Origin of the sequence: Thermomonas mangrovi (assembly GCF_028201335.1) — a bacterium.
In the GTDB taxonomy this organism is placed as follows: domain Bacteria; phylum Pseudomonadota; class Gammaproteobacteria; order Xanthomonadales; family Xanthomonadaceae; genus Thermomonas; species Thermomonas mangrovi.
Map to the genome: position 1 here is coordinate 26,869 of NZ_JAPEVV010000008.1, position 25,189 is coordinate 52,057.

23 protein-coding genes and 1 tRNA gene are annotated in these 25,189 nt (G+C 70.1%); 13 read left to right on the forward strand and 11 right to left on the reverse strand.

Going from position 1 to position 25,189, the window contains the following annotated elements; translation table 11 throughout:
- The first annotated feature begins 116 nt into the window (after positions 1–116).
- From ON759_RS11870 to ON759_RS11880, 3 genes are all read left to right on the forward strand, one after another.
- Positions 117–887 carry an SDR family NAD(P)-dependent oxidoreductase gene (locus tag ON759_RS11870; protein WP_271680604.1) on the forward strand — a complete coding sequence of 257 codons (771 nt, stop codon included), beginning with the start codon at positions 117–119 and terminating at the stop codon, positions 885–887.
- A gap of 64 nt (positions 888–951) precedes the next feature.
- Entirely contained in the window at positions 952–1,518 is a 567-nt protein-coding gene (yeiP, locus tag ON759_RS11875) for an elongation factor P-like protein YeiP (RefSeq protein ID WP_271680605.1), read from the forward strand.
- Positions 1,519–1,668: 150 nt separating this feature from the next.
- On the forward strand, positions 1,669–2,247 hold the full coding sequence (locus tag ON759_RS11880; RefSeq protein WP_271680606.1) for a GNAT family N-acetyltransferase: 579 nt from the start codon (positions 1,669–1,671) through the stop codon (positions 2,245–2,247).
- Here the strand turns inward: ON759_RS11880 and ON759_RS11885 are convergent, their stop codons facing one another.
- Positions 2,248–3,630: an FAD-binding oxidoreductase gene (locus ON759_RS11885; protein WP_271680607.1), complete on the reverse strand. Its 1,383-nt coding sequence runs from the start codon at positions 3,628–3,630 to the stop codon at positions 2,248–2,250.
- Between the two features lie 152 nt (positions 3,631–3,782).
- Here ON759_RS11885 and serA point away from each other — a divergent pair, with 152 nt between their 5' ends.
- Positions 3,783–5,018 (forward strand): phosphoglycerate dehydrogenase, encoded by a 1,236-nt coding sequence (gene serA, locus ON759_RS11890; protein ID WP_271680608.1) that lies wholly within the window; start codon positions 3,783–3,785, stop codon positions 5,016–5,018.
- A 12-nt stretch (positions 5,019–5,030) separates the two neighbouring features.
- On the opposite strand, the gene ON759_RS11895 is transcribed toward serA, so the two are convergent.
- Positions 5,031–5,582 (reverse strand): NUDIX hydrolase, encoded by a 552-nt coding sequence (locus tag ON759_RS11895; RefSeq protein WP_271680609.1) that lies wholly within the window; start codon positions 5,580–5,582, stop codon positions 5,031–5,033.
- Positions 5,583–5,729: 147 nt separating this feature from the next.
- Between ON759_RS11895 and ON759_RS11900 the strand changes: the two genes are divergently transcribed.
- Positions 5,730–7,268, forward strand: a complete 1,539-nt coding sequence (locus tag ON759_RS11900; protein WP_271680610.1) for an amino acid permease — start codon at positions 5,730–5,732, stop codon at positions 7,266–7,268.
- Between the two features lie 149 nt (positions 7,269–7,417).
- On the opposite strand, the gene ON759_RS11905 is transcribed toward ON759_RS11900, so the two are convergent.
- Positions 7,418–7,738 (reverse strand): high-potential iron-sulfur protein, encoded by a 321-nt coding sequence (locus tag ON759_RS11905; protein WP_271680611.1) that lies wholly within the window; start codon positions 7,736–7,738, stop codon positions 7,418–7,420.
- Between the two features lie 138 nt (positions 7,739–7,876).
- On the opposite strand from ON759_RS11905, the gene ON759_RS11910 reads away from it, so the two are divergent.
- The 4 genes from ON759_RS11910 (at position 7,877) to mtnC (ending at position 10,669) form a co-directional block, all read left to right on the forward strand.
- A complete protein-coding gene (locus ON759_RS11910; protein ID WP_271680612.1) occupies positions 7,877–8,536 on the forward strand; it encodes a class II aldolase/adducin family protein in 660 nt (219 codons plus the stop codon).
- 73 nt (positions 8,537–8,609) lie between these two features.
- Positions 8,610–9,248, forward strand: coding sequence for a methylthioribulose 1-phosphate dehydratase (locus ON759_RS11915; RefSeq protein WP_271680613.1), 639 nt, complete (start codon positions 8,610–8,612; stop codon positions 9,246–9,248).
- A gap of 9 nt (positions 9,249–9,257) precedes the next feature.
- A complete protein-coding gene (locus tag ON759_RS11920) occupies positions 9,258–9,821 on the forward strand; it encodes a 1,2-dihydroxy-3-keto-5-methylthiopentene dioxygenase (RefSeq protein ID WP_271680614.1) in 564 nt (187 codons plus the stop codon).
- A 155-nt stretch (positions 9,822–9,976) separates the two neighbouring features.
- Positions 9,977–10,669, forward strand: a complete 693-nt coding sequence (gene mtnC, locus ON759_RS11925) for an acireductone synthase (protein WP_271680615.1) — start codon at positions 9,977–9,979, stop codon at positions 10,667–10,669.
- 21 nt (positions 10,670–10,690) lie between these two features.
- Here the strand turns inward: mtnC and ON759_RS11930 are convergent, their stop codons facing one another.
- A complete protein-coding gene (locus ON759_RS11930; RefSeq protein ID WP_271680616.1) occupies positions 10,691–12,049 on the reverse strand; it encodes a calcineurin-like phosphoesterase C-terminal domain-containing protein in 1,359 nt (452 codons plus the stop codon).
- An 86-nt stretch (positions 12,050–12,135) separates the two neighbouring features.
- On the opposite strand from ON759_RS11930, the gene ON759_RS11935 reads away from it, so the two are divergent.
- Positions 12,136–13,971 (forward strand): sensor domain-containing diguanylate cyclase, encoded by a 1,836-nt coding sequence (locus ON759_RS11935; protein ID WP_271680617.1) that lies wholly within the window; start codon positions 12,136–12,138, stop codon positions 13,969–13,971.
- Between the two features lie 69 nt (positions 13,972–14,040).
- On the opposite strand, the gene ON759_RS11940 is transcribed toward ON759_RS11935, so the two are convergent.
- Both ON759_RS11940 and hisS read right to left on the reverse strand, forming a co-directional pair.
- Positions 14,041–15,939 (reverse strand): HAL/PAL/TAL family ammonia-lyase, encoded by a 1,899-nt coding sequence (locus ON759_RS11940; RefSeq protein WP_271680618.1) that lies wholly within the window; start codon positions 15,937–15,939, stop codon positions 14,041–14,043.
- Positions 15,936–17,309 (reverse strand): histidine--tRNA ligase, encoded by a 1,374-nt coding sequence (hisS, locus tag ON759_RS11945; RefSeq protein WP_271680619.1) that lies wholly within the window; start codon positions 17,307–17,309, stop codon positions 15,936–15,938. The genes ON759_RS11940 and hisS overlap by 4 nt, the downstream gene beginning before the upstream one ends.
- A 110-nt stretch (positions 17,310–17,419) precedes the next feature.
- On the opposite strand from hisS, the gene ON759_RS11950 reads away from it, so the two are divergent.
- The 3 genes from ON759_RS11950 (at position 17,420) to ON759_RS11960 (ending at position 20,807) form a co-directional block, all read left to right on the forward strand.
- Positions 17,420–17,496 (forward strand) — tRNA-Pro (locus ON759_RS11950).
- A 94-nt stretch (positions 17,497–17,590) separates the two neighbouring features.
- Entirely contained in the window at positions 17,591–19,219 is a 1,629-nt protein-coding gene (locus tag ON759_RS11955) for an ATP-binding response regulator (RefSeq protein ID WP_271680620.1), read from the forward strand.
- A 10-nt stretch (positions 19,220–19,229) separates the two neighbouring features.
- Positions 19,230–20,807 (forward strand): methyltransferase regulatory domain-containing protein, encoded by a 1,578-nt coding sequence (locus tag ON759_RS11960; protein ID WP_271680621.1) that lies wholly within the window; start codon positions 19,230–19,232, stop codon positions 20,805–20,807.
- Positions 20,808–20,819: 12 nt separating this feature from the next.
- Here ON759_RS11960 and tssE read toward each other — a convergent pair whose 3' ends face one another.
- From tssE to tssA, 5 genes are all read right to left on the reverse strand, one after another.
- Positions 20,820–21,260 (reverse strand): type VI secretion system baseplate subunit TssE, encoded by a 441-nt coding sequence (gene tssE, locus ON759_RS11965; protein ID WP_271680622.1) that lies wholly within the window; start codon positions 21,258–21,260, stop codon positions 20,820–20,822.
- 73 nt (positions 21,261–21,333) lie between these two features.
- Positions 21,334–21,825 (reverse strand): type VI secretion system tube protein Hcp, encoded by a 492-nt coding sequence (locus ON759_RS11970; RefSeq protein ID WP_271680623.1) that lies wholly within the window; start codon positions 21,823–21,825, stop codon positions 21,334–21,336.
- A 36-nt stretch (positions 21,826–21,861) separates the two neighbouring features.
- Positions 21,862–23,346 carry a type VI secretion system contractile sheath large subunit gene (tssC, locus tag ON759_RS11975; RefSeq protein ID WP_271680624.1) on the reverse strand — a complete coding sequence of 495 codons (1,485 nt, stop codon included), beginning with the start codon at positions 23,344–23,346 and terminating at the stop codon, positions 21,862–21,864.
- Between the two features lie 63 nt (positions 23,347–23,409).
- Positions 23,410–23,922 carry a type VI secretion system contractile sheath small subunit gene (gene tssB / locus ON759_RS11980; RefSeq protein ID WP_271680625.1) on the reverse strand — a complete coding sequence of 171 codons (513 nt, stop codon included), beginning with the start codon at positions 23,920–23,922 and terminating at the stop codon, positions 23,410–23,412.
- 172 nt (positions 23,923–24,094) lie between these two features.
- Positions 24,095–25,174, reverse strand: a complete 1,080-nt coding sequence (gene tssA / locus ON759_RS11985; RefSeq protein ID WP_271680626.1) for a type VI secretion system protein TssA — start codon at positions 25,172–25,174, stop codon at positions 24,095–24,097.
- Between the last annotated feature and the right edge of the window lie 15 nt (positions 25,175–25,189).

Consider the following 25,189-nt stretch of genomic DNA (forward strand, 5'->3'; position numbering starts at 1 on the left):
CTGTTCGACCTTGCCGACGTACGCCATCCATGGCGCACTCCGCGCAGCCCCCGGCGGCGAACCGGTGCTCATCGCATTTCGCTAAAATCGCGGTTTTCCGCCCGCAGGAATCCCCCATGCAACTCGCTTCCGCACGCGCCGTGGTCACCGGCGGCGTCTCCGGCCTCGGCCTGGCCGTCGCCCGGCACCTGGTCGCCCAGGGCGGCAAGGTCGCCCTGTTCGACGTCAACGACGACAAGGGCTCGGCCGCCGTCGCCGAGCTCGGCGAGGCGAATGCCCGCTACTTCCGCACCGACGTCACCGACGAGGCCGGCGTGGCCGCGAACGTCGCCGCCGCGCACGCCGCGATGGGCGGGATCAACGCCTGCATCAACTGCGCCGGCATCCTCGGCGCGGGCCGCGTGCTGGGCCGCGACGGCGCGATGAAGCTCTCGCAGTTCCAGGCCACGGTGATGGTCAACCTGGTCGGCAGCTTCAACGTCGCCAAGGCCTGCGCCGAGCGCATGCAGCACAACGAGGCCGGTACCGACGGCGAGCGCGGGGTGATCGTCAACACCGCCTCGGTCGCCGCCTACGAGGGCCAGATCGGCCAGGCCGCCTACTCGGCGTCGAAGGGCGGCGTGGTCGGCATGACCCTGCCGATGGCCCGCGAACTCGCGCGTTTCGGCATCCGCGTCAATACCGTCGCCCCGGGCATCTTCTGGACGCCGATGGTCGACGGCATGCCCGACGACGTGCAGGCGTCGCTGGCGGCGTCGATCCCGTTCCCGGCGCGCCTCGGCAAGCCGGAGGAATTCGCCGACCTGGTCGCCTACATCCTCGGCAACACCTACCTCAACGGCGAGACGATCCGCCTCGACGGCGCGACCCGCCTCGCCCCGAAATAACCCCTCTCCCGGCCGTCGGCCACCCGCTCCCGCACGCGGAGCGGGCACAACAAGAGCGATCGCAATGAAGGCTTACGACATCAAGAAGGGCAACGTCGTCGAACACAACGGCGGCGTCTACCAGGTCCGCGACATCGAGCGCAGCAGCCCGCAGGGCCGCGGCGGCAACGTGCGCTTCCGCTTCGTCATGTATTCGATCCCCGGCGGCAACAAGCTGGATGCCAGCTTCGACGGCGACGACGACCTGCGCGAGGTCGACATGAGCCGCCGCCAGTGCACCTATTCGTACAAGGATGGCGAGGCCTTCGTGTTCCTCGACGACGAGGACTACACCCCGTACACGCTGGATGCGGACGCGGTGGGCGACGCCGCCGGCTACATCGTGGACGACCTCACCGGCATCTACGTGCAGCTGATCGAGGACGCGCCGGTGGCGATCCAGCTGCCGCAGTCGGTGGCGATCGAAGTGGTCGACACCCCGCCGGAGCTGAAGGGCGGCACCGCGACCAAGCGCCCGAAGCCGGCCAAGCTGAGCACCGGCATCGAGATCATGGTGCCGGAATACATCGGCAACGGCGAGAAGGTGTGGGTCAACACCACCACCGGCGAGTTCGCCGGCCGCGCGGAGTAAGCGAGTCGCGGCGGGTTCCGGCGGGATGCCGGGCGCCGCCGTGCAGAGCGCGCCAAGGACGGCGCGCGTCGGCGCCTCGAACAGGACGTTCGCACGAAGCCGCTGCCGGAGGCGCACGGCATCCTCACCGGACTTTTCCGGAGGCGCAGCATGATTCAGCCAACCACCCTGTCGGGCCATGGCGTCCGCCTCGAACCCCTGCAGCGCGAGCACGTCGCCGCGCTCCAGGATGCGGTGGCCGATGGCGACATCGGCGCGATCGACTACGTCAACGTGCCGGGCCGCGACGGCATCCCGGCCTGGGTCGACCATGCGCTGGCGATGCGCGATGCCGGGCGCGAGCTGCCGTTCGCCATCGTCGCCGGCGACCGCGTGGTCGGCAGCACGCGCTTCTACGACATCGACCTGTCGGTGCCGACCCTGGCGATCGGTTACACCTTCCACGCCGCCTCGGTGTGGCGCAGCCACGTCAACACCGCCAACAAGCGGCTGATGCTGGGCCATGCCTTCGACGCGCTGGGCGCGCAGTCGGTGTACTTCCACACCAGCCACCGCAACCTGCGCTCGCGCGCGGCGATCGAGCGCCTGGGCGCGACCCTGGACGGCGTCCTGCGCGCGCACCGGCGGCACAAGGACGGCTCGCTGCGCGACACCTTCACCTACTCGATCACCGCGCCTGAGTGGCCGGCGATCCGCGCCCGCCTGGACGCGCGGCTGGCGGCAGGCTGATCAGTCGAACAGCTTGCCCGGGTTCATGACCCCGGCCGGGTCGAACACCGCCTTGATCGCGCGCATCGCGGCGATCTCGGCGTCGCTGCGGGTGCAGCCGAGGTAAGGCTTCTTCACCAGGCCGATGCCGTGCTCGGCGGAGATGCTGCCGCCGTGGCGTTGCAAGGCGCCGGCCAGGACCTTGGTCACGCGCTCGCAATCGGCCACGAAGTCCGCCTGCGCCATGCCGTCGGGCTTGAGGATGTTGATGTGCAGGTTGCCGTCGCCGATGTGGCCGAACCAGACCACCTCGAACTGCGGGTATTCGCGGGCGAGCAGCGCCTGCGCCTCGGCCAGGAACGCCGGCATCGCCGCGATCCGCACCGAGACGTCGTTCTTGTAGGGCACGTAGCGGGCGACGCTCTCGGTGATGCCCTCGCGCAGCCGCCACAGCTGCTGGGCCTGCGCGTCGCTGGCGCTGATCACGCCGTCGCTCGCCAGCCCTTCGCCCATGCACTGCTCGAACGCCGCCAGCGCTTCGACCTCGCTGGCTTCATCGCTGGCGAACTCGGTGACCACGTAGTACGGATGCGTCTCGGCGAACGGCGCCTGCCCGCCATGCGCCAGCACGTGCTTCAGAGCGACATCGGTGAAGAATTCGAACGCCTGCAGCTGCAGGCGCGCGCGGAACGCCTCGAACACCCGCATCAGCGCCTCGAACGACGGCAGCGCCAGCAACATCACGTTGGTCGGCGGCGGCGGGTCGGTGAGCCGCAGGGTGGCCTCGACCACGATCCCCAGCGTGCCCTCGGCGGCGATCGCGAGGTGGCGCAGGTCGTAGCCGCTGGAGTCCTTGACCAGCGCGCGGCCGAGGTCCAGCAATTCACCGGTCCCGGTCACCAGCTTGAGGCCGGCGATCCACTCGCGGGTGTTGCCGTAGCGGACCACGCGGATGCCGCCGGCATTGGTGGCGATGCTGCCGCCGATGGAGGCTGACCCGCGCGCGGCGAAGTCGACCGGATACTGCAGGCCATGGCCGCGCGCCGCCTCCTGCGCCAGTTGCAGCGGGATGCCGGCCTCCACCGTGAGCGTCCGGTCCACCGCATCGAACCCGAGCACCCGGTTCATGCGTTCCAGGCTGACCACCAGTTCGCCGTGCGCAGCGACCGCGCCGCCGGAGAGCCCGGTGCGCCCGCCCGAGGGCACGATGGCCACGCTGTTCGCATTCGCCCAGCGCACGATGGCCTGTACCTCCGCCACGGTGCCCGGCAAGGCGATCGCCAGCGGCGCCGGCGTCCAGCGCCGGGTCCAGTCGCGCCCGTAGTGTTCCAGGTCGGCCAGATCGGTCTTCAGCCGAAGCTGCGGCAGGTCGCGGGCAAGGCCGTGCAGGCGTGGATCGGGCATGGGCGCTCGGGAGGCCGCGGCGACGGCGCGGGCGAAGGCAAGGGCCTGCCAGCCTGCCACCCACCCCGCGGCGCGTCCAGTGCGGCAGCGCAGCAAAACCGCCCCGGAAACTGGCACACTCGCCGCACCCCACCCGGTATCCCGCGCGCACCATGAAGAAGACGTCGTACCCGAAGCAGGACATCCGCATCCTCCTGCTCGAGGGCATCAGCCCCAGTGCGGTCGAGACCTTCCGGGCGGCGGGCTACAGCAACATCGTCACCCACGCCAAGGCCCTGCCCGCGGACGCCCTGCGCGAGGCCATCGCCGACGCGCACTTCGTCGGCATCCGCTCGCGCACCCAGCTGACCGCCGGCGTGCTGGCCGAGGCGCGGCGCCTGCTCGCGGTGGGCTGCTTCTGCATCGGCACCAACCAGGTCGACCTGCTGGCGGCCGAGCTCGCCGGCATCCCGGTGTTCAACGCGCCCTACTCCAACACGCGCTCGGTCGCCGAGCTGGTGCTGGCCGAGGCGATCATGCTGTTGCGCGGGATCCCGCAGAAGTCGGCGCAGTGCCATCGCGGCGGCTGGAGCAAATCCGCGGCGGGCAGCCACGAAGCGCGCGGCAAGGTCCTCGGCATCGTGGGTTACGGCCACATCGGCACCCAGGTCGGCGTGCTCGCCGAAGCGCTCGGCATGCAGGTGCTGTTCCACGACATCGAGACCAAGCTCGCGCTGGGCAATGCACGCGCCGCGCGCGACCTCGACGAGCTCCTGTCCAGCGCCGACGTGGTCACCCTGCACGTACCGGAGACGCCGGCGACCCAGTGGATGATCGGCGCGCCGCAGCTGGCGAAGATGAAGCCCGGCGCGCACCTGATCAACGCCGCGCGCGGCACCGTGGTCGACATCGACGCGCTGGCCGCCGCGTTGCGCGACGGCCGCCTGGGCGGCGCCGCGGTCGACGTGTTCCCGGTGGAGCCGCAGGGCAACGACGACCCGCTGGCCTCGCCGCTGCTCGGCATCGACAACGTGATCCTGACCCCGCACGTGGGCGGCAGCACGCTGGAGGCGCAGGACAACATCGGCATCGAGGTCGCGGCCAAGCTGGTGCGCTACAGCGACAACGGCAGCACGCTGAGCGCGGTGAACTTCCCCGAGGTCACCCTGCCCGAGCACGCCGGCAGCCACCGGCTGCTGCACATCCACCGCAACGTGCCGGGCGTGCTGTCCAAGATCAACGAGATCTTCGGCGAGCGCGGCATCAACATCGACGGCCAGTTCCTGCGCACCGATGCCAACGTGGGCTACGTGGTGATCGACGTCAGCGCCAACGATGCCCAGGCCACCGAACTGCGCGCGGCACTGGCCGCGATCCCCGGCACCCTGCGGACCCGCGTCCTGTATTGAGGCGGCGGCGGGTCAGCCCCCGCGCGCCAGCCACTTGCCGGCCATGCGCCGCACCGAGGCATCGGCGCCGGGGTCGTCGGCGAGCGCGTCGATCGCGCGCCAGGCCAGGTCGTGCGATTCCTCGCTGACCACGTAGGCTTCGTCGCTGCCGGCGCGAACCACGTAGCGCACGTCGTAATGCCAGTGCGCGGGCACGCCCTTGTGCTCGGGGATCCAGTGGCGGTCGAGGTCGAAGATCCCGGGCTCCAGGCGCAGCCCGGACAGGCCGGATTCCTCCGCCGCCTCCTGCATCGCGGCGACCGCGAGGTCGCGTTCGCCATCGGCATGCCCGCCCAGCTGCAGCCACAGGCCCAGCTTGCGATGGTGGGTCAGCAGCACGCGCTGGCCGGCCGCGTCCACCAGCCAGCACGAGGCGGTGAAATGGCCGGCGAGGCGCTCGCGGCGGAACGGGTCGTCCGCATCGCCGAGCAAATCGACGAACAGCGCCGCGGTGGCGGCCTCGTCGGGATGCCGTGCCGCATAGCCGGCGAAGGCCGCCGCAAGGTCCTGGTCGAGCCGATTCATGTTGCGTCGCCGCATGCGAGGGGACGCGGATTATCGCCCGCCGCGTGGCGCTTGGCGCTTGTGCGGGCTGGCCCCGGCGTTTAAGGTCGCTGGCTTGCGGCACGCCCCGGCGAAGCCGTCCACGCACCACACGATGGGGAGATCCTGATGCTGTTCCAGCGAGTCAAGCCGCTCGACAAGATCCTCGAGACGGCCGAGAAGAAGGCGCTGAAGCGCCAGCTCGGCGCCTTCCAACTGACGATGCTCGGCATCGGCGCGATCATCGGCACGGGCATCTTCGTGCTGACCGCGGAAGCCGGGCAGAAGGCCGGGCCCGCGATGATGGTGGCCTTCGTCATCGCCGCCATCGTCTGTGCGCTGGCCGCCCTGGCCTATTCGGAACTGGCCTCGATGGTGCCGGTGTCGGGCTCCGCCTATACCTACACCTACGGCGTGATGGGCGAGGCGCTGGCGTGGATCGTCGGCTGGGCACTGGTGCTGGAATACGCGGTCGCCGCGGGCGCGGTCTCGGTCGGCTGGTCGGGGTACATGAACGGCCTGCTGGCCAGTGCCGGGATGGACTTGCCGGCAGCGCTCAAGACCGGCCCGATGGATGGCGGCGCGTTCAACCTGCTGGCCTTCCTGATCGCGCTGGTGGTCACCTGGCTGCTGGTGATCGGCACCTCGAAGTCGGCCAAGGTCAACGCTATCCTGGTGCTGATCAAGGTCGCCGCGCTGACCGGCTTCATCATCGTCGCAGTGCCGGCGGCCAAGGACGCCAACTTCGAGCCGTTCTTCCCGACCGGCTGGGGCAGCCCGCTGGGCGGCATCGGCGTGCTGGGTGCGGCGGCGTCGATCTTCTTCGCCTACGTCGGCTTCGACGCGGTCTCCACCGCCGCCGAGGAAACCAAGAACCCGAACCGCAACATCCCGATCGGCCTGATCGGCTCGCTGCTGGTCTGCACCGTGTTCTACATGCTGGTGGGCTACGGCGCGGTCGGCGCGGTCGGCTCGCAGCCGATGCTCGATGCCAACGGCATGGCCATCCACCCCGGCACCCCAGAACTCGCCGCGGCCTGCGCCGCGACCAACCCCGACGCCCTGGTGTGCAGCAAGGAGCCGCTGGCGCACGTGCTGAAGATGATGGGCTTCGCCGGGCTGGGCAACCTGATCGGCCTGGCGGCGGCGCTGGCGTTGCCGTCGGTGATCCTGATGATGATCTACGGCCAGACCCGCATCTTCTTCACCATGTCGCGCGACGGCCTGCTTCCGGAAGTGCTCTCGCGGGTGCACCCGAAGTACCACACCCCGCACGTGGTCACGATGATCACCGGCGTGTTCGTCGCCCTGTTCGCGGCGATGTTCCCGGTGGGCATCCTCGCCGACATCTCGAACTCCGGCACCCTGTTCGCGTTCATGGCGGTCGCCGCCGGCGTGATGATCCTGCGCAAGCGCGACCCGCACCGCCATCGCCCGTTCCGCACGCCGGCGGTCTGGCTGGTCGGCCCGCTGGCGATCGCCGGCTGCCTGCTGCTGTTCCTGAACCTGTCGCTGTATACCTTGGCGATGTTCTTCGGCTGGGCGCTCATCGGCCTGGTGGTGTACGCCCTGTATGGCTACCGCAACAGCGAACTGGCCCGCGGTGGCGCGCACGGCGGACCGAAGATGGATCCGGAACCGCCGTTCCACGAAGGCCCGCAAGCCTGACGGACCACGTCCGATGCGACACGAAAAACCCGGCGCAAGCCGGGTTTTTCTTTGCGCGGCAAACGGGCAACAAAAAACGGCGCCCTGGAGGGCGCCGCTTGGTTCACGTCATGCCGGTCGACGCACGGTGGGGCGTGCGCCGCGGTGGCTCAGGCCTTCTTCGCCCAGGCGCTGCACCAGCCCTTGGCGGCGACGCTGTTCTTCGGGAACAGCTGGCACGGGCCATAGGCCGCGCCCTTCGCACCCTTGAAGAAGTTGCAGTTAGCACAGTCGCTACCGGCCTTGTGCGCGGGGTGCTTGACGGCGGCGCCGTTCTCGGTGTAGGCCAGCGCCTTGGCGCTGGTGTCGGTCGGCGCAAGCTTGGGCAGGTCGGCGGCCTGGGCCGGCAGGCTGCGCAACGCCAGCGGGGCGGCGGCGGCCGCGGCGGCAGCCACGGTGATGAAGCGACGGCGGGTGGGATCGAAGGTCATGGCAAGGTCTCGGCTAGTGACGGGGTGATACCCCCTCCAGTATGCGACAAGTCCGGCGCGGATGCACCGCCCGGGCCAGGAACCGGTCCGACGGTCCCCGCCGGCTATCCTACGCGCCTTTCCCCGACGGCCCGCCCCATGCAAGACCACGAACGCGCCGCCCGGCAATCGCTGATCGACACCTGCATCGGCATGAACGCCAGCGGGCTGTCGCTGCACAAGTCCGGCAACGCCAGCCTGCGCTGGGGCGGCGGCCTGCTGATCACCCCGACCGGCCGCGCCTACGACCGCCTGCAGCCGGAGGACATCGTCTACCTGGAGGCCGACGGCACCTGTCCGCCCGGGCAGCTGATCCCGTCCAGTGAATGGCGCTTCCATGTCGACATCCTCAACGCCTTCCCCGCCTGCAATGCGGTGGTCCACGTCCATTCCACCCACGCCACCGCGCTGGCTTGCCTGGGCCGCGGCATCCCCGCCTTCCACTACATGGTGGCGGTGGCCGGCGGCGACCGCATCCCGTGCGCGCCCTACGCCACCTTCGGCACGCCGGCGTTGTCGGCGAACGTGCTGGACGCGCTCGGTGGCGGCTATCGCGCCTGCCTGATGGCGAACCATGGCCAGGTCGCGACCGGCAAGACCCTGTCCGAGGCCTACGCGCTGGCCGAGGAGGTCGAGAACCTCGCCCGCCAGTACATGCTGGCGCGCAGCCTGGGCGAGACCCGCGACCTGCCGGCCGACGAGATGGCCCGCGTCGTCGAGAAATTCCGCACCTACGGCCAGCAGCGCTCGGACGACTGAACCCGGCAACCCGGCATGAATCCGGGCGACTTCGTCATGTAGGCCACGCGCCGCTGCCGCTACACTGCGCGGCATGCAGACCCCCGCCTTCGACCACACCCTGTACGCCGGCTGCGCCGCCCAGATCATCCAGCACACCCGCGAGCTCGCGGCGCAGGGCTGGACGCCGGCCACCGCCGGCAACTTCTCGATGCGGATGGGCCCGGAGCACGCCGCGATCACCATCTCCGGCAAGGACAAGGGCCGGCTGACCGAAGCCGACATCATGGTGGTGGACATGGCCAACAACCCGGTCGCCACCCACCACCGCCCGTCGGCGGAAGCCGCCCTGCACACCCACCTGTACCGCCGCTTCCCGGACGTCGGCGCGGTGCTGCACACCCACTCGCCCACCCAGACCATCGCCGGCCTGCTGTATGCCGACCAGGGCCGGGTGCGCCTGCGCGGCTACGAACTGTTCAAGGCCCTGCGCGGCCACACCACCCACGAGGCCGAACTCGACCTGCCGGTGGTGCCGAACTCGCAGGACATGGACACGCTCACCGCCAGCGTCGACGCGGTGCTGACCCAGCCCAACACCTGGGGCTACCTGATCGCCGGCCACGGCCTGTACGCCTGGGGCCGCGACATCGCCGAGGCCCGCCGCCACCTCGACGCCTTCGAATTCATGCTCGGCTGCGAGCTTGAACTGCGCCGCATGGGCGCCCGCTGAGGACCTGCCATGAGCCGCCTGCGCATCTTCGACGACCACGCCCCCGACGCCCCGCTGCTGGCCACCCGCGACCCGGCGCGCATGGCCGAGGCCCTGTCGGCGATCGGCGTCCAGCTGGAGCAGTGGGTGCCTGCGCACCCGGTCGTCCCCGGCGATCCGCCGGAGGCGATCATGGCCGCCTACCGCAGCGACATCGACCGCCTGGTCGAGGCCCGCGGCTTCCGCAGCGTGGACGTGGTCAGCATCGCGCCGGACCACCCGCAGAAGGAGGCGATGCGCGCCAAGTTCCTCGACGAGCATTTCCACAAGGAAGACGAGGTGCGCTTCTTCGTGGCCGGCTCGGGCCTGTTCACCCTGCACGTCGGCGACAAGGTCTACGAACTGCTGTGCGAGGCCGGCGACCTGGTCTCGGTGCCCGACGGCATGACCCACTGGTTCGACATGGGGCCGGAGCCCAGTTTCGTCGCGATCCGCTTCTTCACCGAGCCGGACGGGTGGGTGGGCCACTTCACCGGCACCGACATCGCGCGTGCGTTCCCGCGCTACGAAGTCGGCCAGGCGCGCCCGGCCTGATGAAAGCGACCATCCTCACCGACATCGAAGGGTGAGGCGGCGCGCTGCGCGGCACTGCCGCGCGCGCCGGCGAACGCCGGGCCATGGATGGCCGGGCCGGCGATCGTGGTGCGATGATGCGGCGCCACGGACGGCATCCTGACCACGCAGGCACCATGAAAACGACCATCCTCACCGACATCGAAGGGACTACCTCCAGCATCTCCTTCGTGCGCGACGTGCTGTTCCCGTATGCGCGCCGCGCGTTGCCGGCCTTCGTCGCGGCGCATGGCCAGGAGCCAGGCGTGCGGCGCTGGCTGGACCAGGTCGCCGCCGAGGAAGGCGGGATCTGCCAGGATGAAGTCATCGTCGAGACGCTGCAGGGCTGGATCGACCAGGACCGCAAGCACACCGCGCTCAAGGCGCTGCAGGGCATGGTCTGGGAAGCCGGTTACCGGCACCGCGACTTCACCGCCCCGCTCTACCCCGACGTGGTGCCCGCGCTGCATGCCTGGCACGCCGCGGGCCACGGGCTGGCGGTGTATTCGTCGGGTTCGGTGCCGGCGCAGAAGCTGCTGTTCGCGCATACCGAAGCCGGCGACCTGACCCCGCTGTTCCGCGGCTTCTTCGACACCGAAGTCGGGCACAAGCGCGACGCCGACAGTTACCGCCTGATCGCCGACCGCCTCGACCGCAGCGTCGGCGACGTGGTGTTCCTCTCCGACGTGGTCGCCGAGCTCGATGCCGCGCGCGAGGCCGGGATGCGCACGGTGCTGCTGGACCGCCTCGAGGACTACCCGCAGCCGCGCACCGGCGATGCTGCCAACGGCCACGCCCGGGCCACCAGCTTCGCCGACATCCGTCCCTGAGCGCGACGCGGGACCGCGACCTCAGGGCTGCGCGTCGTCCAGCCGGTAGCGGGTAACGGCACGCTGTTCGCCGCGCCAGCGATCGAAGGCGCGCACTTCGACGAGGTGTTCGCCCAGCGCCAGCATGGTCGGCAGCGGCGCGCGCCACAGGTGCATCGACGGCTCGGCTTCCGGCGAACGGTCGTAGCCGCGCAGGGCCGTCGCCTCGTCGTCGCGGGCGTTCTCCACCAACAGGCGCGGATCGGGGCGGCGCACCTGCGCCATCGGCCGCCATTCGCCGCCATCGACCCGGAACTCCACCCGGGTCGCGTCGTCGCCCATGTACACGTTGGCGAACACGCCCCAGGCCGGATACGCGCCACGCCGCAGCACGCGCGGGGCGTGCAGCCCGATCTGGCGGTCGTCCGGGTCGCGGGCGTTGTGCCAGGCCAGGGTGTAGCGACCGGCGCCGGCCAGGCCGAGCACGGCGTAGCCGTTGGGCGTGCCATCGGCCATCGTCGAATCGGGGATGCCCTCGGCGTCCTTCACCCCCGACCAGTAGGCACCGCAGGCGGCGCCCACGTTGTATTCGTGCAGCGGCCGGGCACCGGTCCAGCCCTCGGCGGCGCCATGGTAGACATGGCGCTGGGTGTGGCTGTGGCCGCTCAGCACCAGCACGTGCGGGAACGGCGCCAGCAAGGCGAACAGGCGCGCACGGTCCGCGTCGCGGAAGCTGTCCTTGTCGGCCTCGTCGAACAGCGGGATGTGCACCGCCAGCACCAGCAGGCGATCGCGCGGCAGGCTGGGCAACAGGCGCGCGAGGAAGGCGAACTGGTCCTCGCGCAGGCCGCCGATGTAGGCCGGCTTGCGCCCCGGCGTCGAAATGACGTCGTCCAGGCCGATGAAGGTCGCCAGCCGGGTCATGCGCGCGTACGTGTCCGGGCCGATCTCGCGGTGGTACGCGCCCAGCGAGGCCTCGTCGGTGGTCGCGTCGGGATCGATGTCGTGGTTGCCGGGCACGTGCAGCCAGGGCACGCCCAGCCGCGCGGTGGCCTCGCGCATCGCCGGGAACAGCGCGGGCGCGTCGTCGACGATGTCGCCCAGCGACAGGCCCAGCCGCGCGCGGTGGCGCCCCACCAGCGGCGCCACGATGTCGCGCCGGTAGTAGTCGACATCCTCCGGCGACTGCGGCTGCGGATCGGCGAACACCAGCACCTCGGCGGCGTCCGCCCGGCCGATCCCGCCCGCGACCCGCCGCAGGTCCAGGCAGCCGGGCTGGCCGTCGCCGCCGGCGCGCGGCATCGCCACGCCCGCCTCCACGAACACGGGGACGCAGGCGGCATCGACCGAACCGCTCCACGCCATGCCCACGAGCAACGCCAGGACCGCCAGCTTCCGCATGCACACCTCCGGGCCGGCAATTGTGCCAGCACCGGGCGGGACCAACTGCTCTAGAATCGGGCGCAACGGGGCAAGGGATGGCGACGTTGCGGGGAGCACGTGCCCATTGGTGGAGTTGGCTCGCGGGACTGGCGCTGTGGTGCGCCGGCGCGGGCGTGGCCGCGGCGGCGACGGTCGCGCCGCTGGTGCTGGACGCGGAAACCAGTTCGATCCCGCTCAGCCCGCGCATCGCCTACCGCCACGATGCCGGTGCCGCCGACGGCGCCACCGAAGCCTTCCGCCGCGCGGAGGCCGGCGAATTCCAGCCGCTGCCCGACGGCACGCCCACCTTCGGCTTCCAGGACGGTGCCTACTGGTTCTACCTGCCGCTGGTGAACCGCGACGCCGCGGAGCCGCGCTGGCTGCTGGTGCAGGAATACGCGCTCAGCGACCAGGTCGACCTCTACCTGCGCTATCCCGATGGGCGCATCGAACACGAGTCGAGCGGCGACCACGCGCCGTTCAACAGCCGCTTCATCCGCTACCGCTACCCGAACTTCCGCCTCGACCTGCCGCCCGGCCAACGGGTGGAGGTGCTGTTCCGCGTGCAGAGCGAAAGCTCGATGCAGGTGCCGCTGGTGCTGTACACGCCGAAGGCCTTCGCCGAGCTGATGCGCGACGCCCAGTTCTCGACCGGCCTGTACTACGGCATCGTGCTGGCGTTGCTGTTCTACAACTTCGTGCTGTGGGTGATGCTGCGGGACGGCGGCTACTTCTGGTACCTGCTGCACACCGGCGCGTTCGGGCTGGTGCTGTTCACCCTCAATGGCTACGGCTTCGAGTACTTCTGGCCGAACTGGCCGTGGATGGCCGACGCCGCGGTCCCGCTGTCGATCTGCCTGGCGCTGATCGGCATGCAGCAGTTCTCGCGCAGCTTCCTGGAGCTGCGCGAGCGCTGGCCTGCCGGCAACCGGGTCAGCCTGGCCCTGATCGGCTTCTTCGTGCTGCTCGGCATCGCCTCGTTCTGGCTGCCCTACAGCACCTCGACGCCGCTGGCCTCGCGCATGGTCCTGCTCGGCGTGCTGTGGATCATCGTCGCCACCATCGTGATGCTTCGCCGGGGGTACCGGCCCGCGCGCCTGTTCCTGCTCGCGTGGTCGCTGTTCCTGGCCGGCACCGCGGCCTTCACCCTGCTGGCGTTCGGCATCGTCCCGCGCAACTTCTGGACCCTCAACGGCGTGCAGATCGGCTCCGCGCTGGAGATGCTGCTGCTCTCGCTGGCGCTGGGCTCGCGCTATGCCGGCCTGCGCAACGAGAACATCCGCATCGTGCAGGAGACCAACGAGAAGCTGGAACGCAGCGTCATCGACCGAACCCGCCAGCTGCGCACGGCGATGGCGCAACTGGGCGAGGCGAACGTGCAATTGCGCGAATACAGCCGCCGCGACCCGCTCACCGGCGTGTACAACCGCCGCCACTTCCGCGAAGCCTTCGAGCAGGCGCTGGCCGCCCGCCAGGGCAGCGGCGGGCCGTTGGCGCTGCTGCTGCTCGACCTCGACCATTTCAAGCGGATCAACGATAACCACGGCCACCTGGCCGGCGACGACTGCCTCAACCATGCCGCGCGCCGGATCGAGGAAGTCGCCGGACCGCGCGGGGGCGTGGTCGCACGCTTCGGCGGCGAGGAATTCGTGGTGGTCCTGCCCGGGCTGGACGCGCGGGAGGCCTTGCAGGTCGCCGAGGCGATCCGCCTGCGCATCCACCAGCTGCCGGTGGAGTCCGGCGGCATGCAGATCCGGCTCAGCGCCAGCATCGGCTTGCACACCATCGACGGCGACCGCGGCGACGCACCGGAGGAGATCATCCGCATCGCCGACGAGGCGCTCTACCGCGCCAAGGACGATGGCCGCAACTGCGTGCGGCATTCGGTCAGCGCGGCCTGAGCCGATCCAAGCGCGCCGTGGATGGCGCGCCGCCGCGCGGCGCAGCCCCGTCTCGAGGCCGCCCCGTCGCTACTGCATCACCGCCCGCGCCGCCGCCAGCACGCTGCCATCGGCCACCATCCGCACCGCGGCCGCGACCTCTCCGTCCATCGCGCGGTCGCGGTCGAGGAACGGGATGCGCGCGCGGATCGCCGCATGCGCCGCCGCCACCGCCCACCCCGGGCGGAACGCGGGCGAGGCCGCGAGTTCGGCGCGCAGGCCTTCCACTTCGGCGAGGAAGCCCGCGCGCTCGGCGGCGTCCGGCAGCGGGCCGCCCTGCACCTTCGCCGCGAAGGCATCGGCATCGCTGCGGCCGGCGAGTTCGCGCGCGGCGTTGATCATGTCGCGGCGCAGGTCCAGCGCCTGCGCGGCGGTGTACAGCTCCAGGCCCAGCACCTTGCCCAGGTCCTGCGCCATCGCCAGCACGTGGCGCGCCTCGTTGGCGCCCATCGAGACATGGTCCTCGGCGTTGGCCGAAGTGGGCACCGAATACACCGAGGCCGGCATCGCGCGGCTGGCGAGGTCGTTGACGATCGCCGCCGCGGTGTACTGCACGATCATGTGCCCGGACTCGGTGCCGTCCTCGTTGCCGATCAGGAACGCCGGCAACCCGTCGTTGGTGGCGGGGTCCACCAGCTTGTTGAGGCGGCGCTCGCTGATCGAGGCCAGCACCGGGATCGCGGCCTTGAGGTAACTCATCGCCAGCGCCAGCGGCATGCCGTGGAAATGCCCCGCGGAGATCACTTGTTCCTCGACGTGTTCCGCCTGCTTGTCGGGGAAGACCAGCGGGTTGTCGGTGACCGCGTTCAGCTCGATGTCGAGCACGCGCTTGGCCTGGGCCAGCGCATCTCGCACTGCGCCGTGCACCTGCGGGATGCAGCGCAGCGAATAGCTGTCCTGCGGCTGGTGCTTCTTGCCGCCGCGGAACGGGCGGAAGCGGCGGTAGAACTTCTCGCGGCCGTGGCGTTGCCCGAACGGCACCCAGTCCCAGCCGATGTCGAAGGTCAGCGCGCGTGCCGCCGGATCGTCCCAGCTGCCCGGCAACCACGGCCGGAAGCGCGGCACCAGGTGGTACGGGATGTCGGCCAGGGTGGAGCCATCCAGCAGGCGCAGCAGGTGCGCGGCGGTACCGACCTGGCCGGGATGCGGGCGCAGCGCGTGCACCTCGGGGGCGAACGCGCCGAGCCGGCCGGCGAACGCATCGAGCGTCATCGCCGCGGCGAGGTCGGCGGTGTCCAGCAGGTCGTCCAGCGCCTGCACCGCCAGCACGCCGGTGGCCAGCATCTGCGCGGTGCCGTTGTTCAGCGCCAGGCCTTCCTTGTACGACAGCGCGACCGGCGCCAGTCCCTTGCGCGCGAGCGCGTCGCGGCCGGGCACGCGCTCGCCATCGACGAAGGCTTCGCCGCCGCCCAGCAGGACGATGGCCAGGTGCGACAACGGCGCCAGGTCGCCGGAGGCACCGACCGAGCCCAGCTGCGGCACCACCGGCACGATGCCCGCATTGAGCATGTCCGCCAGCGCCTGCACGGTCTGCACGCGGATGCCGGAATGCCCGCGCAGCAGGGTGTTGATGCGGATGCAGAGCATCGCCCGCACCACCTCCGGCGCGAACGGCTCGCCGACGCAGACGGCGTGGGTGACGATCAGGTTGTCCTGCAGTTCGATGTGCGGCGAGCGCCCGGAGCGCGCCGCGCCCGGCAATTCGTCACGCAGCGGGTGCGCGCCGAGCAGCTTGTCGGCGTTGCTGCCGAAGCCGGTGGAGACGCCGTAGATCGGCTCCTCGCGGGCGACCTGGGCGGCGAGGAAATCGGCGGCCGCGGCCACCCGTTGCAAGGCGCCGGTATCGAGCCGCACCGTGGCGCCACGCGCGACCGCGACCAGTTGCGCACGGTCGAGCGACTGTCCGTCCAGCAGGATGTCGGTGCTCATGCCAAGGTGCCCTCGCGGAACGTGCGGGCCCGCGCCAGCGCCTCGGGCAGGTCCCCATCGGCGACCTCGAACTGGTCGCCGCGCTGCAGGTCCTTCACCGCGACCACGCCGCGCGCCGCCTCGTCCTCGCCGCGGATGGCGACGAAGCGGATCCCGGCTTTGTCGGCGTACTGCAGCTGCTTGCCCAGCTTGCGCGCCTCGAGTTGCGTTTCCACGTTGAGGCCCGCCGCGCGCAGGCGCTGGGACAGCGCGAGCGCATGCTCCAGGCCGGCCTCGTCGAGCAGCGCGACCAGCACGTCCACCGAACTCGCGGCGGTGCCCACCAGGCCGGCCTCGCGCAGCTGGTAGAACAGGCGGGTCAGGCCGATCGAGATGCCGACGCCCGGCAGCTTCGACTTGGTGTAGTGGCTGGCGAGGTTGTCGTAGCGCCCGCCGGAGCAGATCGAGCCGATCTGCGGGTAGGCATCGAGCGTGGTCTCGTAGACCACGCCGGTGTAGTAGTCCAGCCCGCGCGCGATCGACAGGTTCAGGGCGTAGCGGGCCTCGTCGACGCCCAGCGCACGCAGCTGCTGCAGGATCGCCCGCAGTTCCGCGCGACCTTCCTCGAACAGCGCGGTGCCCGCGCCCAGCGCATCGAGCTTCGCCAGCGCATCGTCGTGCCCCTGCGAACGCACCTTCGAGAACGCCATCAGCCGGTCGACGACCGCATCGGCCAGGCCGAACCCGTCACCGGCCAGGGTCGCGCGCACCGCCTCCTCGCCGCGCTTGTCGAGCTTGTCCAGTTCGCGCAGGACCGCGAACTGCGCCTCGCCCTCGATGCCCTGCCCCTCGAAGTAGCCGCGCAGCAGCTTGCGGTGGTTGAGCTGGATGGTGAAGTCGCCGATCGCCAGGCGCTCGAACACCGCGGCGATCACCGCCGGCACCTCGGCGTCGAAGCGCGGCGACAGCGCGTCCTTGCCGATCACGTCGATGTCGCATTGGTAGAACTCGCGGAAGCGCCCGCGCTGCGCGCGCTCGCCGCGGTACACGCGCTGCATCTGGTAGCGGCGGAACGGGAAGGCGAGCTCGTGCTCGTGCTCCGCCACGTAGCGCGCCAGCGGCACGGTGAGGTCGAAGCGCAGGGCGAGCTCGGGCAGGCCCTCGTCGCGCTTCTCCAGCGCGCCGGTCGACTGCACGAAATAGACCTGGCGCTCGGTCTCGCCCCCGGACTTGGTCAGCAGGATCTCGGACAGCTCCATCACCGGCGTCTCCACCGGCAGGAAACCGAAGCCCTCGAAGGTCCGGCGGATGGCGTCCAGCATGCGCTGGAACGCGATCTGGTCGCGGGGCAACAGCTCCATGACCCCGGGCGGGGTGCGAGGCTTGATCAAGGCGGGGACTCCGGCGCGGGAAGCCGCCAGTTTAACCGCCGGCGCGGGCCGGGCGCCCGCCCCCACTTGCCCGGAACGCCGCCGCCCCCTAGAATGCGCTGCTCTGCCGTCGGGGTGTAGCTCAGCCTGGTAGAGCGCTACGTTCGGGACGTAGAAGTCGCAGGTTCAAATCCTGTCTCCCCGACCAATCGATCCGCGAAAAACCGCCTCCGGGCGGTTTTTTCGTTTTCGCCGCCGTGTGTCCTGTCCGCGTCGGGCGCCGCGTTTCCCGGGTACGAACCATGCCCGGGTGGTACGTGCAGGATCCAGTCGCTCCCATCGAAGGCGGTCGCCCCGCCACGCTCGGCATGGCCGTGTTGCGCCCGCTCGCGCTGCGCCTGGTGCTGCCGATGGCGCTGGTGGTGCTCGTGCTGTTCGGGCTGCTCGCCTACGAAGCCTGTCTGGACGATCCCGCGGGCAGCCCGGAACGCAGCGCGGCCCTGTGGCGCATCGCCGGCTTCCTGTTCGCCGGACTGTTGCTGGTGGCGGCATCCGGCTTGGCGATCGCGCACCGCGCCGCGCGCCCGATCGTGCAGCTGACCGAGGCCATCGAGCGGCTCGGCCGCGGCGAGCAGGTGCGCCTCGATGTCGACGAAGGGCCGCTCCTGGGCCGCCTGCAGCGCGGCGTCAACGACGCCTCGCAGGCGTTGGCGCGCAGCCGCAACCGGATGGAAAGCGCGCTCGGCAGGACGATGGTGGAGCTGGCCGACAAGAATGCGAGGCTCGAGGCCGCCAGCCAGTCGCGGGCGCGGTTCTTGGCCGCCGCCAGCCACGACCTGCGCCAGCCGCTGTACGCGCTCACCCTGTTCTCGTCGGCCCTGCGCGCCAGCGAATCCGATCCCGCCAAGCTGGCGCAGGTCATGCGCATCGAGGAGTGCGTGGCGTCGCTGGACCACCTGTTCTCGGAGCTGCTGGACCTGTCCCGGCTCGAGACTGGCGCGGTCCATCCGGCGATCGGCGACGTCCACGTCGACGACGTGTTCGACGACGTCAGCCGCAACTTCCGCATGCTCGCCGAGTCAAGCGGGCTGCGCCTGGTGGTCCGCAAGACCGACGCCTGGGTGCGCACCGACCGCACCATGCTCACCCGGATCCTCAACAACCTGGTCAGCAATGCGCTGCGCTACACCGATGCCGGGGGCGTGCTGCTCGGCGTCCGCCACCAGGACTCGGGGGAGGTTCGCATCGATGTCTGGGACAGCGGCCGCGGCATCGCGTCCGAACACCAGCCGAAGGTGTTCGAGGAGTTCTACCAGGTGGCGTCGCCGACGCCGGGCGATGGCGAGCGCCAACGCGGCCTGGGCCTGGGCTTGGCCACCGTGCGCAAGCTTGGCGACTTGTTGGGTTGCCGGATCACGCTCGGTTCCCGCCCGGGCCGCGGGACCTGCATCTCGTTGACGCTGCCCGCCGCGGCGCCGGATGCCCCCGCGCGGCACCCGCCGGACGCCGACCTGCCGCTCGATGTCAGCGGCTTGCGGGTGCTGGTGGTCGACGATGAACCCAGCATCCTCGAAGGCCTGCGCGCCCTGCTGGCCGAATGGGGCTGCGACATCCGAGCGGCGGCCGACGAGGCCGGCGCACTCGCGGCCATCGCGGGCTGGATCGAGCCGCCCGACCTGGTGATCAGCGACCTGCGCCTGCGCGAGGGCCGCAGCGGCGTGGACGTGCTGCGCGCGGTGGCGCGGCACCACGGGCAGGACCCGGCGGCCCCCGGCTTCGCGCGCCTGCTGGTCACCGGCGAAACCCGCAGCGACCGCATCGGCGAGATCGCCGCGCACCGGATCCCGGTGCTGTTCAAGCCGGTGTCGCCGCAGAAGCTGCGCGAGGCGATGCTGGCCGCCGTGTTCGCCAACCGCGCCGCGCCGCATTGATGCCCATCGCATGACCGACGCCTTCAGCTACGACCTGCTCGAATATCCCTCGCACGTGCACCCGCAGGCGCACCCCTCGCGCCTGGCCGCGATCGGTCGGCTGCACGGGCTGGCTTCCGCATCTCCCGCGGCCTGCCGCCTGCTGGAAGTCGGCTGCGGCGATGGCCTGCAGTTGCTTACCCTGGCGATGGCCTACCCGCGTAGCCGCTTCGTCGGCATCGACCTGTCGCGGGCGGCGATCGCGCGCGGGGAAGCCATGCGGCGAACCCTCGGGCTGGACAACCTGCAGCTGGTCGCGGCCGACCTGGCCGAATGGGATCCGGGTCCATCGCCCTTCGATTACATCGTCGCCCATGGGTTCTACTCGTGGGTCCCGGATTGCGTGCGCGAGCGCCTGCTCGCGCTGTGCCGGCAGGCGCTGTCGGCGCATGGCATCGCCTACGTGAGCTACAACGCCCTGCCCGGCTGCCACCTCCGGCGGCTGATGTGGGACATGCTGGGCCACCACACCCGCGGCATCGAGGATCCACGGGAACGCATCGCGGCGGCATGCGCCTTGCTGGAATGCCTCGACACCGATGTCGCGGGTTCGAAGCTCTATGGCGAGATCATCCGCAGCGAGGCACGCGACCTGCTCCGCCGCACCGAGATGTCGGTGCTGTTCCACGACGATCTGGCCGACATCAACCAGCCGTTCTCGATCACCAACTTCGCGGCGCATGCAGCGGCAAGCGGGCTACGGTATCTCGCCGAGGCCGACTATCACGAGGCGAGCGATGCCGGGCTGGCGCCAGGCGCCCGCGAACGGTTCGCGGCACGCGCGAACGGCGATCGCCTGCAGCGCGAGCAATACCTGGACTACCTGAAGGGCCGTCGGTTCCGCCAGACCCTGCTCTGCCATGCCGAAGCGTCGATGCGCGAAGCGCCCGACAGCGCGATGGTGCGCGGGCTGCACGCCGTGGGCCACCTCCGCATCGATGCGGCCGACGGCGGCACGCTCGACCTCGCACAAGGCGTGGCCGCCTGTTTCACCAGCGGCGATGGCGCCGCGCTGACCACCGACCATCCGGTGATCAAGGCCGCGTTGGCGATCATCGGCAACGCGTTCCCCGGGGCGCCCGGCTTCGAGGACGTGCTGGCTGCCGCACGCGAGGCCAGCCGGAGCCCGCATTCCATCGAGGCGGACGCGCAGGCGTTGGCGCACGCCTGGCTATCGGCGTTCGAGCTGGGCTTGCTGACCCTGCACTGCGATCCGCCTGATTTCGCGACCGAAGCCGGCGCCAAGCCCAAGGTCAATGCGCTTGCGCGGATGCAGGTGGAATCCGGATCCGACCTGCTCACCAGCCTGCGCCCGTCGATGGTACGCGTGGACAGCGTGCTGGCGATCGAGTTGATCCGACTGCTGGATGGCAAACGCGATCGCGCCGCCCTGCGCCGCGACCTCGCGGCGCGCATGGTCGAACGCGAGGCATCTGCGCCTGCGGCCGACGCGAGCGCGCACGATGCCGCCTGGTGGGAGGCCCGGCTCGACGGGATGCTGGAAGACGGATTGCGCCAGACCGCGCGGATGGCGCTGCTGGTGGCCTGAGGCAGGCGCGGCTCAGCGGACCACGTAGGTCTGCGTGTTGAGCTGCAGCACCGCGTCGAACTGCACCTTCTCGCCGAGTTCCCCCAGCTCCATCAGCGCATCGATGCGGAAGCGCAGCGCGCGATCCAGTTCGCGCTGCGGCTCCAGGGCCACGCGGACACGGGTGAGGCGCGATTCATGCAACGCGATCGCCTGCTCCAGCGACCGGCGGATGCGGTCGCGATCGTGCGGGCTCAGCAGGCTGTAGGACGAGAAATCGAGGATGCCGTAGGTCAGCGAGGATCCCCGGCATTCCTTGAACGCCTCGGGGATCAGGCGGGCCGCCTCGGACCGTGTGTTGAGGAGGTGCTCGAGGTCGCGGGACACGCCGTTGCGGATGTCCTGCAGGGCGGGACGCCGGCCGCCATCCTCCGCGAGCGGCGCGTCCACCAGGCGATCCATCAGGCTGCGCATGGACGGAACCCCCTCCTGACAGTGGCGCTGGCCCGCCCGGCATGCGGGCGAGCCAGTCGCCGGTCACGCAAGCTCAGGTCGCCTTGTTGAGCGAACGGTCGTACTGGGCGGGAACCGCGCCTTCCAGGCTGCCGTCCGCCTTCTGCGGCATGTACTCGTACTTGATCTTGGTGAAGTTGAGCGAGAAGGAGTCGTTCGGGATCGAGCTGTTGCCCGCATTGCCCGCGCTCTGGAACGAACTGACCATGACGTCTTCCAGGGTGATCTTCAGGTAATCCACCTGCCCACCCTTGCCGCCGGCCTTGCGGGCCGTCAGCACCGCCTTCTTGATGTGCTCGCCGCTGGCCGCCGCCTTCATCAGCAAGGGGCTGGACTTGTCGGTCTGCTTGGTGAAGTGCACGTCCTGGAACTCGGCCTTGCCGGTGCCGCCGCCGCCGCCGCGCCCCATGCTGCCGGAGTTGGAGACGCCCCAGGAGAACGAATCGATCTCCAGCTTGTCCTTGTGCTTCTCGTCGGTGGATTCGCCCTTGATGCCGTCGATCTCGAGCAGGTAATCGGATGCCACGATGGTTTCTCCTCAGTGTGGAAAGGGATTCGGGTCTCAGCGGGCCGACTTGGGCAGTTCGGCGACCAGGCGCAGCGACACGCTCAGTTCGTCCAGCTGGTAATGCGGGCGCAGGAAGGCCACGGACTTGTACGCACCGGGCTTGCCGGGGACCTCGGCGACCTCGATCCGCGCCTCGCGCAGCGGGTACTGGGCCTTGGCCTCCTGCGAAGCGTTGTCGTCCAGCAGCACGTACTGCGAGATCCAGTTGTTGAGGAACAGCTCGACGCTGGACTTGGACGCGAAGCTGCCGATCTTGTCGCGCATCATCGACTTCAGGTAATGCGCGATGCGGCTGACCGCGAAGATGTACTGCAGCTGCGAGGACAGGCGCGCGTTCGCGTTGGCGGCGTCGGTGTTGTATTCCTTGGCCTTCTGCGCGGACTGGGTGGAGAAGAACGCCGCGTAGTCGGTGCCCTTGCAATGCACCAGCGGGATCATGCCGAGGTCGGCGAGTTCCTTCTCGCGGCGATCGGTGATCGCGATCTCGGTGGGGCACTTCAGCGCGACCTCGCCGTCGTCGGTGGCGAAGGTATGGGTGGGCAGGCCCTCGACCAGGCCGCCTCCCTCGACGCCGCGGATCGCCGCGCACCAGCCGTACTTGGCGAAGGCGTCGGTGACCTTGGTGCCCAGCGCATACGCGGCGTTCATCCACAGGTACTTGTTGTGGTCGCTGCCGTCGGTGCGTTCGACGAAGTTGAACGCCTCGACGGGGGCGGTGTCAGGGCCGTACGGGAGGCGGCCCAGCACGTGCGGCATCGCGAGCCCGACGTAGCGCGAGTCTTCCGACGCGCGGAAGCTCTTCCATTTCGCGTATTCGACGGTGTCGAAGATCTTGGCCAGGTCGCGCGGGCCGGACAGTTCGGTGAAGTCGTCGAAGCCGAGCAGTTCCGGCGACGCGGCGCTCAGGAACGGCGCGTGCGCCGCGGCGCACACGTGCGAGATTTCCTCGAGCAGGTACATGTCCTCCGGGTGCCGGCCGAACTCGAAGTCGCCGATCAGGGTGGCGAAGGGCGCGCCGCCGAAGGTGCCGTATTCCTCTTCGTAGAGCTTCTTGAACAAGGTGCTCTGGTCGAAGTCGGAGGCGTTCTTGAAGTCCTTGACCAGTTCCTTCTTGGTCGTGTTGAAGACCTTGATCTTCAGCGAGGTGCTGGTCTCGGAGTTGTCGACCATGTACTTCAGGCCGCGCCAGCTGCCTTCCAGCTGCTGGAACTCGGGCGCATGCATCACCGCCGAGAGCTGCTCGGAGAGCACGCGGTCGATCTCGGCGATGCGCGCGTCGAGCGCGGCGATCGCATCCTGCGACACGGTCATCGCGCCGTCGCTGACCTGGGCGACCAGCTCGGCGATCAGGTCGCGGGCGCGGGTGCGCTCGCTGTCGGAGCGGGCGATCTTGCTCTGGGTGAGGATCTGGTCGAGCAATCCGCCTTCGACGGCTTCGGCAGTGGCGGCGCCCGCCGCCTGGGTTTCGGTATTGGCCATGGTGTTTAGCTCGCTTGGTCTGGTCGTCGTGGTCTGCAGGTCAGGCGCGGATCAACCGGCCGTTCATTCGTCGGACTTGGGCCCGACTTCCTTGCTGAGCTGGGCGATCTTGTCGGTGTTCTGCAGGACCTCGTTCAGCAGGTCCTCGAACTTGTCGTTGCCGGCCGCCTTGTTGCGCAGGTCGGCGAGCTTCTGCCGCGCCTCCAGCAACTTGCGCAGCGGGTCGATCTGGTTGGCAACCCGCTCCGGCGAGAAATCCTCCAGGCTGCGGAAGTTCAACTCGACGCCCAGCTTGGAACCGTCGTCGGCCAGCTTGTTGTCGACCTGCATCTGCACGCGCGGCTTCATGCCCTTGAGCACGTCGTCGAAGTTGTCCTTGTCGACGTTGACGAACTTGCGGTCCTTCATCTTGGCAAGCGGCTCGGCGGGCTGGCCGCTGAAGTTTCCGACCACGCCTGCGACGAACGGCAGTTCCTTCTTCTCGATCGCGTCGCCGACCTCGACGTCGTAGGTCAGTTGCACGCGCGGGGCGCGCACGCGGTCGAGCTTGTGCTGGGTGCTTTCCTTCTTGGCCATGAGGTTCCCCGTCTTGCGTGTGGTCGGGCGGCGCCCGGTGGATGGCCGGAGCGCGGTCCGGCGGATGGAAACGAGTCTAGGAACGGCGCCTGCGGCGCAACATCCGACGGACGGCCAGACTTGGGCATATGCCGTTCGACGTGGGCTGGCGCGCGCGCATCGCGGGCCCGGCTCAGTAGCTGGGCGCCAGGCCGACGCGCTCGCGGATCGAGGACAGGGTCCCCTGGTCGCGCACGACTTCCGCGAGCCAGTCCTCCAGCGGCATGTTGGCCCACGCCACCGCCCGCTCGAGCAGGTAGGCCACGGGGCTGTGCGGTTCGGTGCGGCGGAAGAAGGCCGCGATCTGCGCCAGCGAAGCCAGGGCGGCCTCCTTGGAAGCAAGCGACCCCGCGGACAGGTCAGGTGCCGTGCCCATGCCCGCGGCATGGCCCACGCTGCCGCCCACCTGGCCGACCTCGGCACCTGCCGCCTGCTCCACCGCCACGCCGCCGATCCCCTTGGCGGCGCCGACCTTGGCGTAGACCTGCTGGATCTTCTTGAGCGCATCGTCGATGCCGGAGAGGTTGGGCGCGTCCCGACCCATCCGCGCATCGGCGGTGGCGCTGAAGCGCGCGAACGCCTCGCGCGCCGCCTGGACCATGTCGATCCGCTCGCGGACCACGCCGTCCGGCGTCGCCAGCATGCGCGCATCGAAGGCCTCGCCATTGATGCGTCCTTCGTCCAGCGCGGCCTGGTAGGCCTCGGCGTTCTGCCGGCCGAGGTTGTCGACGTCGCGGGAATCGATCCACCCGGCCAGGGTGAGCGGCGCCTGCGGATCGTCGTTGAGCATCATCTGCTGCAGCGCGCGCGCCCCCCAGGTCGCGAACCAGGCCAGCTTGCCGGCACGCTCTTCCAGGTCTCCGTCGTCGGCGCGCGGATACAGGCCGTCCCAGTACTGCTCCAGCAGGCCGTGCAGCAGGTCGAAGCCGTCGCGTGCCCCTTCGAGCCCATGCCGGAAGATCGCCGCCTCGCCCAGCCAGACCGCCGCCTGCAGGTCCTTGCTGGTGCGCACCAGCACGTCCTCGGCGAGGCTTTGCGCCTCGCGCCAGTCGGCCACCTTCGGTTCGGTCTGCCAGTCGCCTTGCGGCAGGTTGGGGTCGTCCGCGCGCCGCGCTTCGCGGATGCGGTCGAACTGGTCGGAGAAGCTGGCATCGCTGCCGGCCGGATCGCCACCCGGGATGGGGGCAAGCAGTTCATTGACGTCGATGGCCATGGCGAGGCTCCTGGG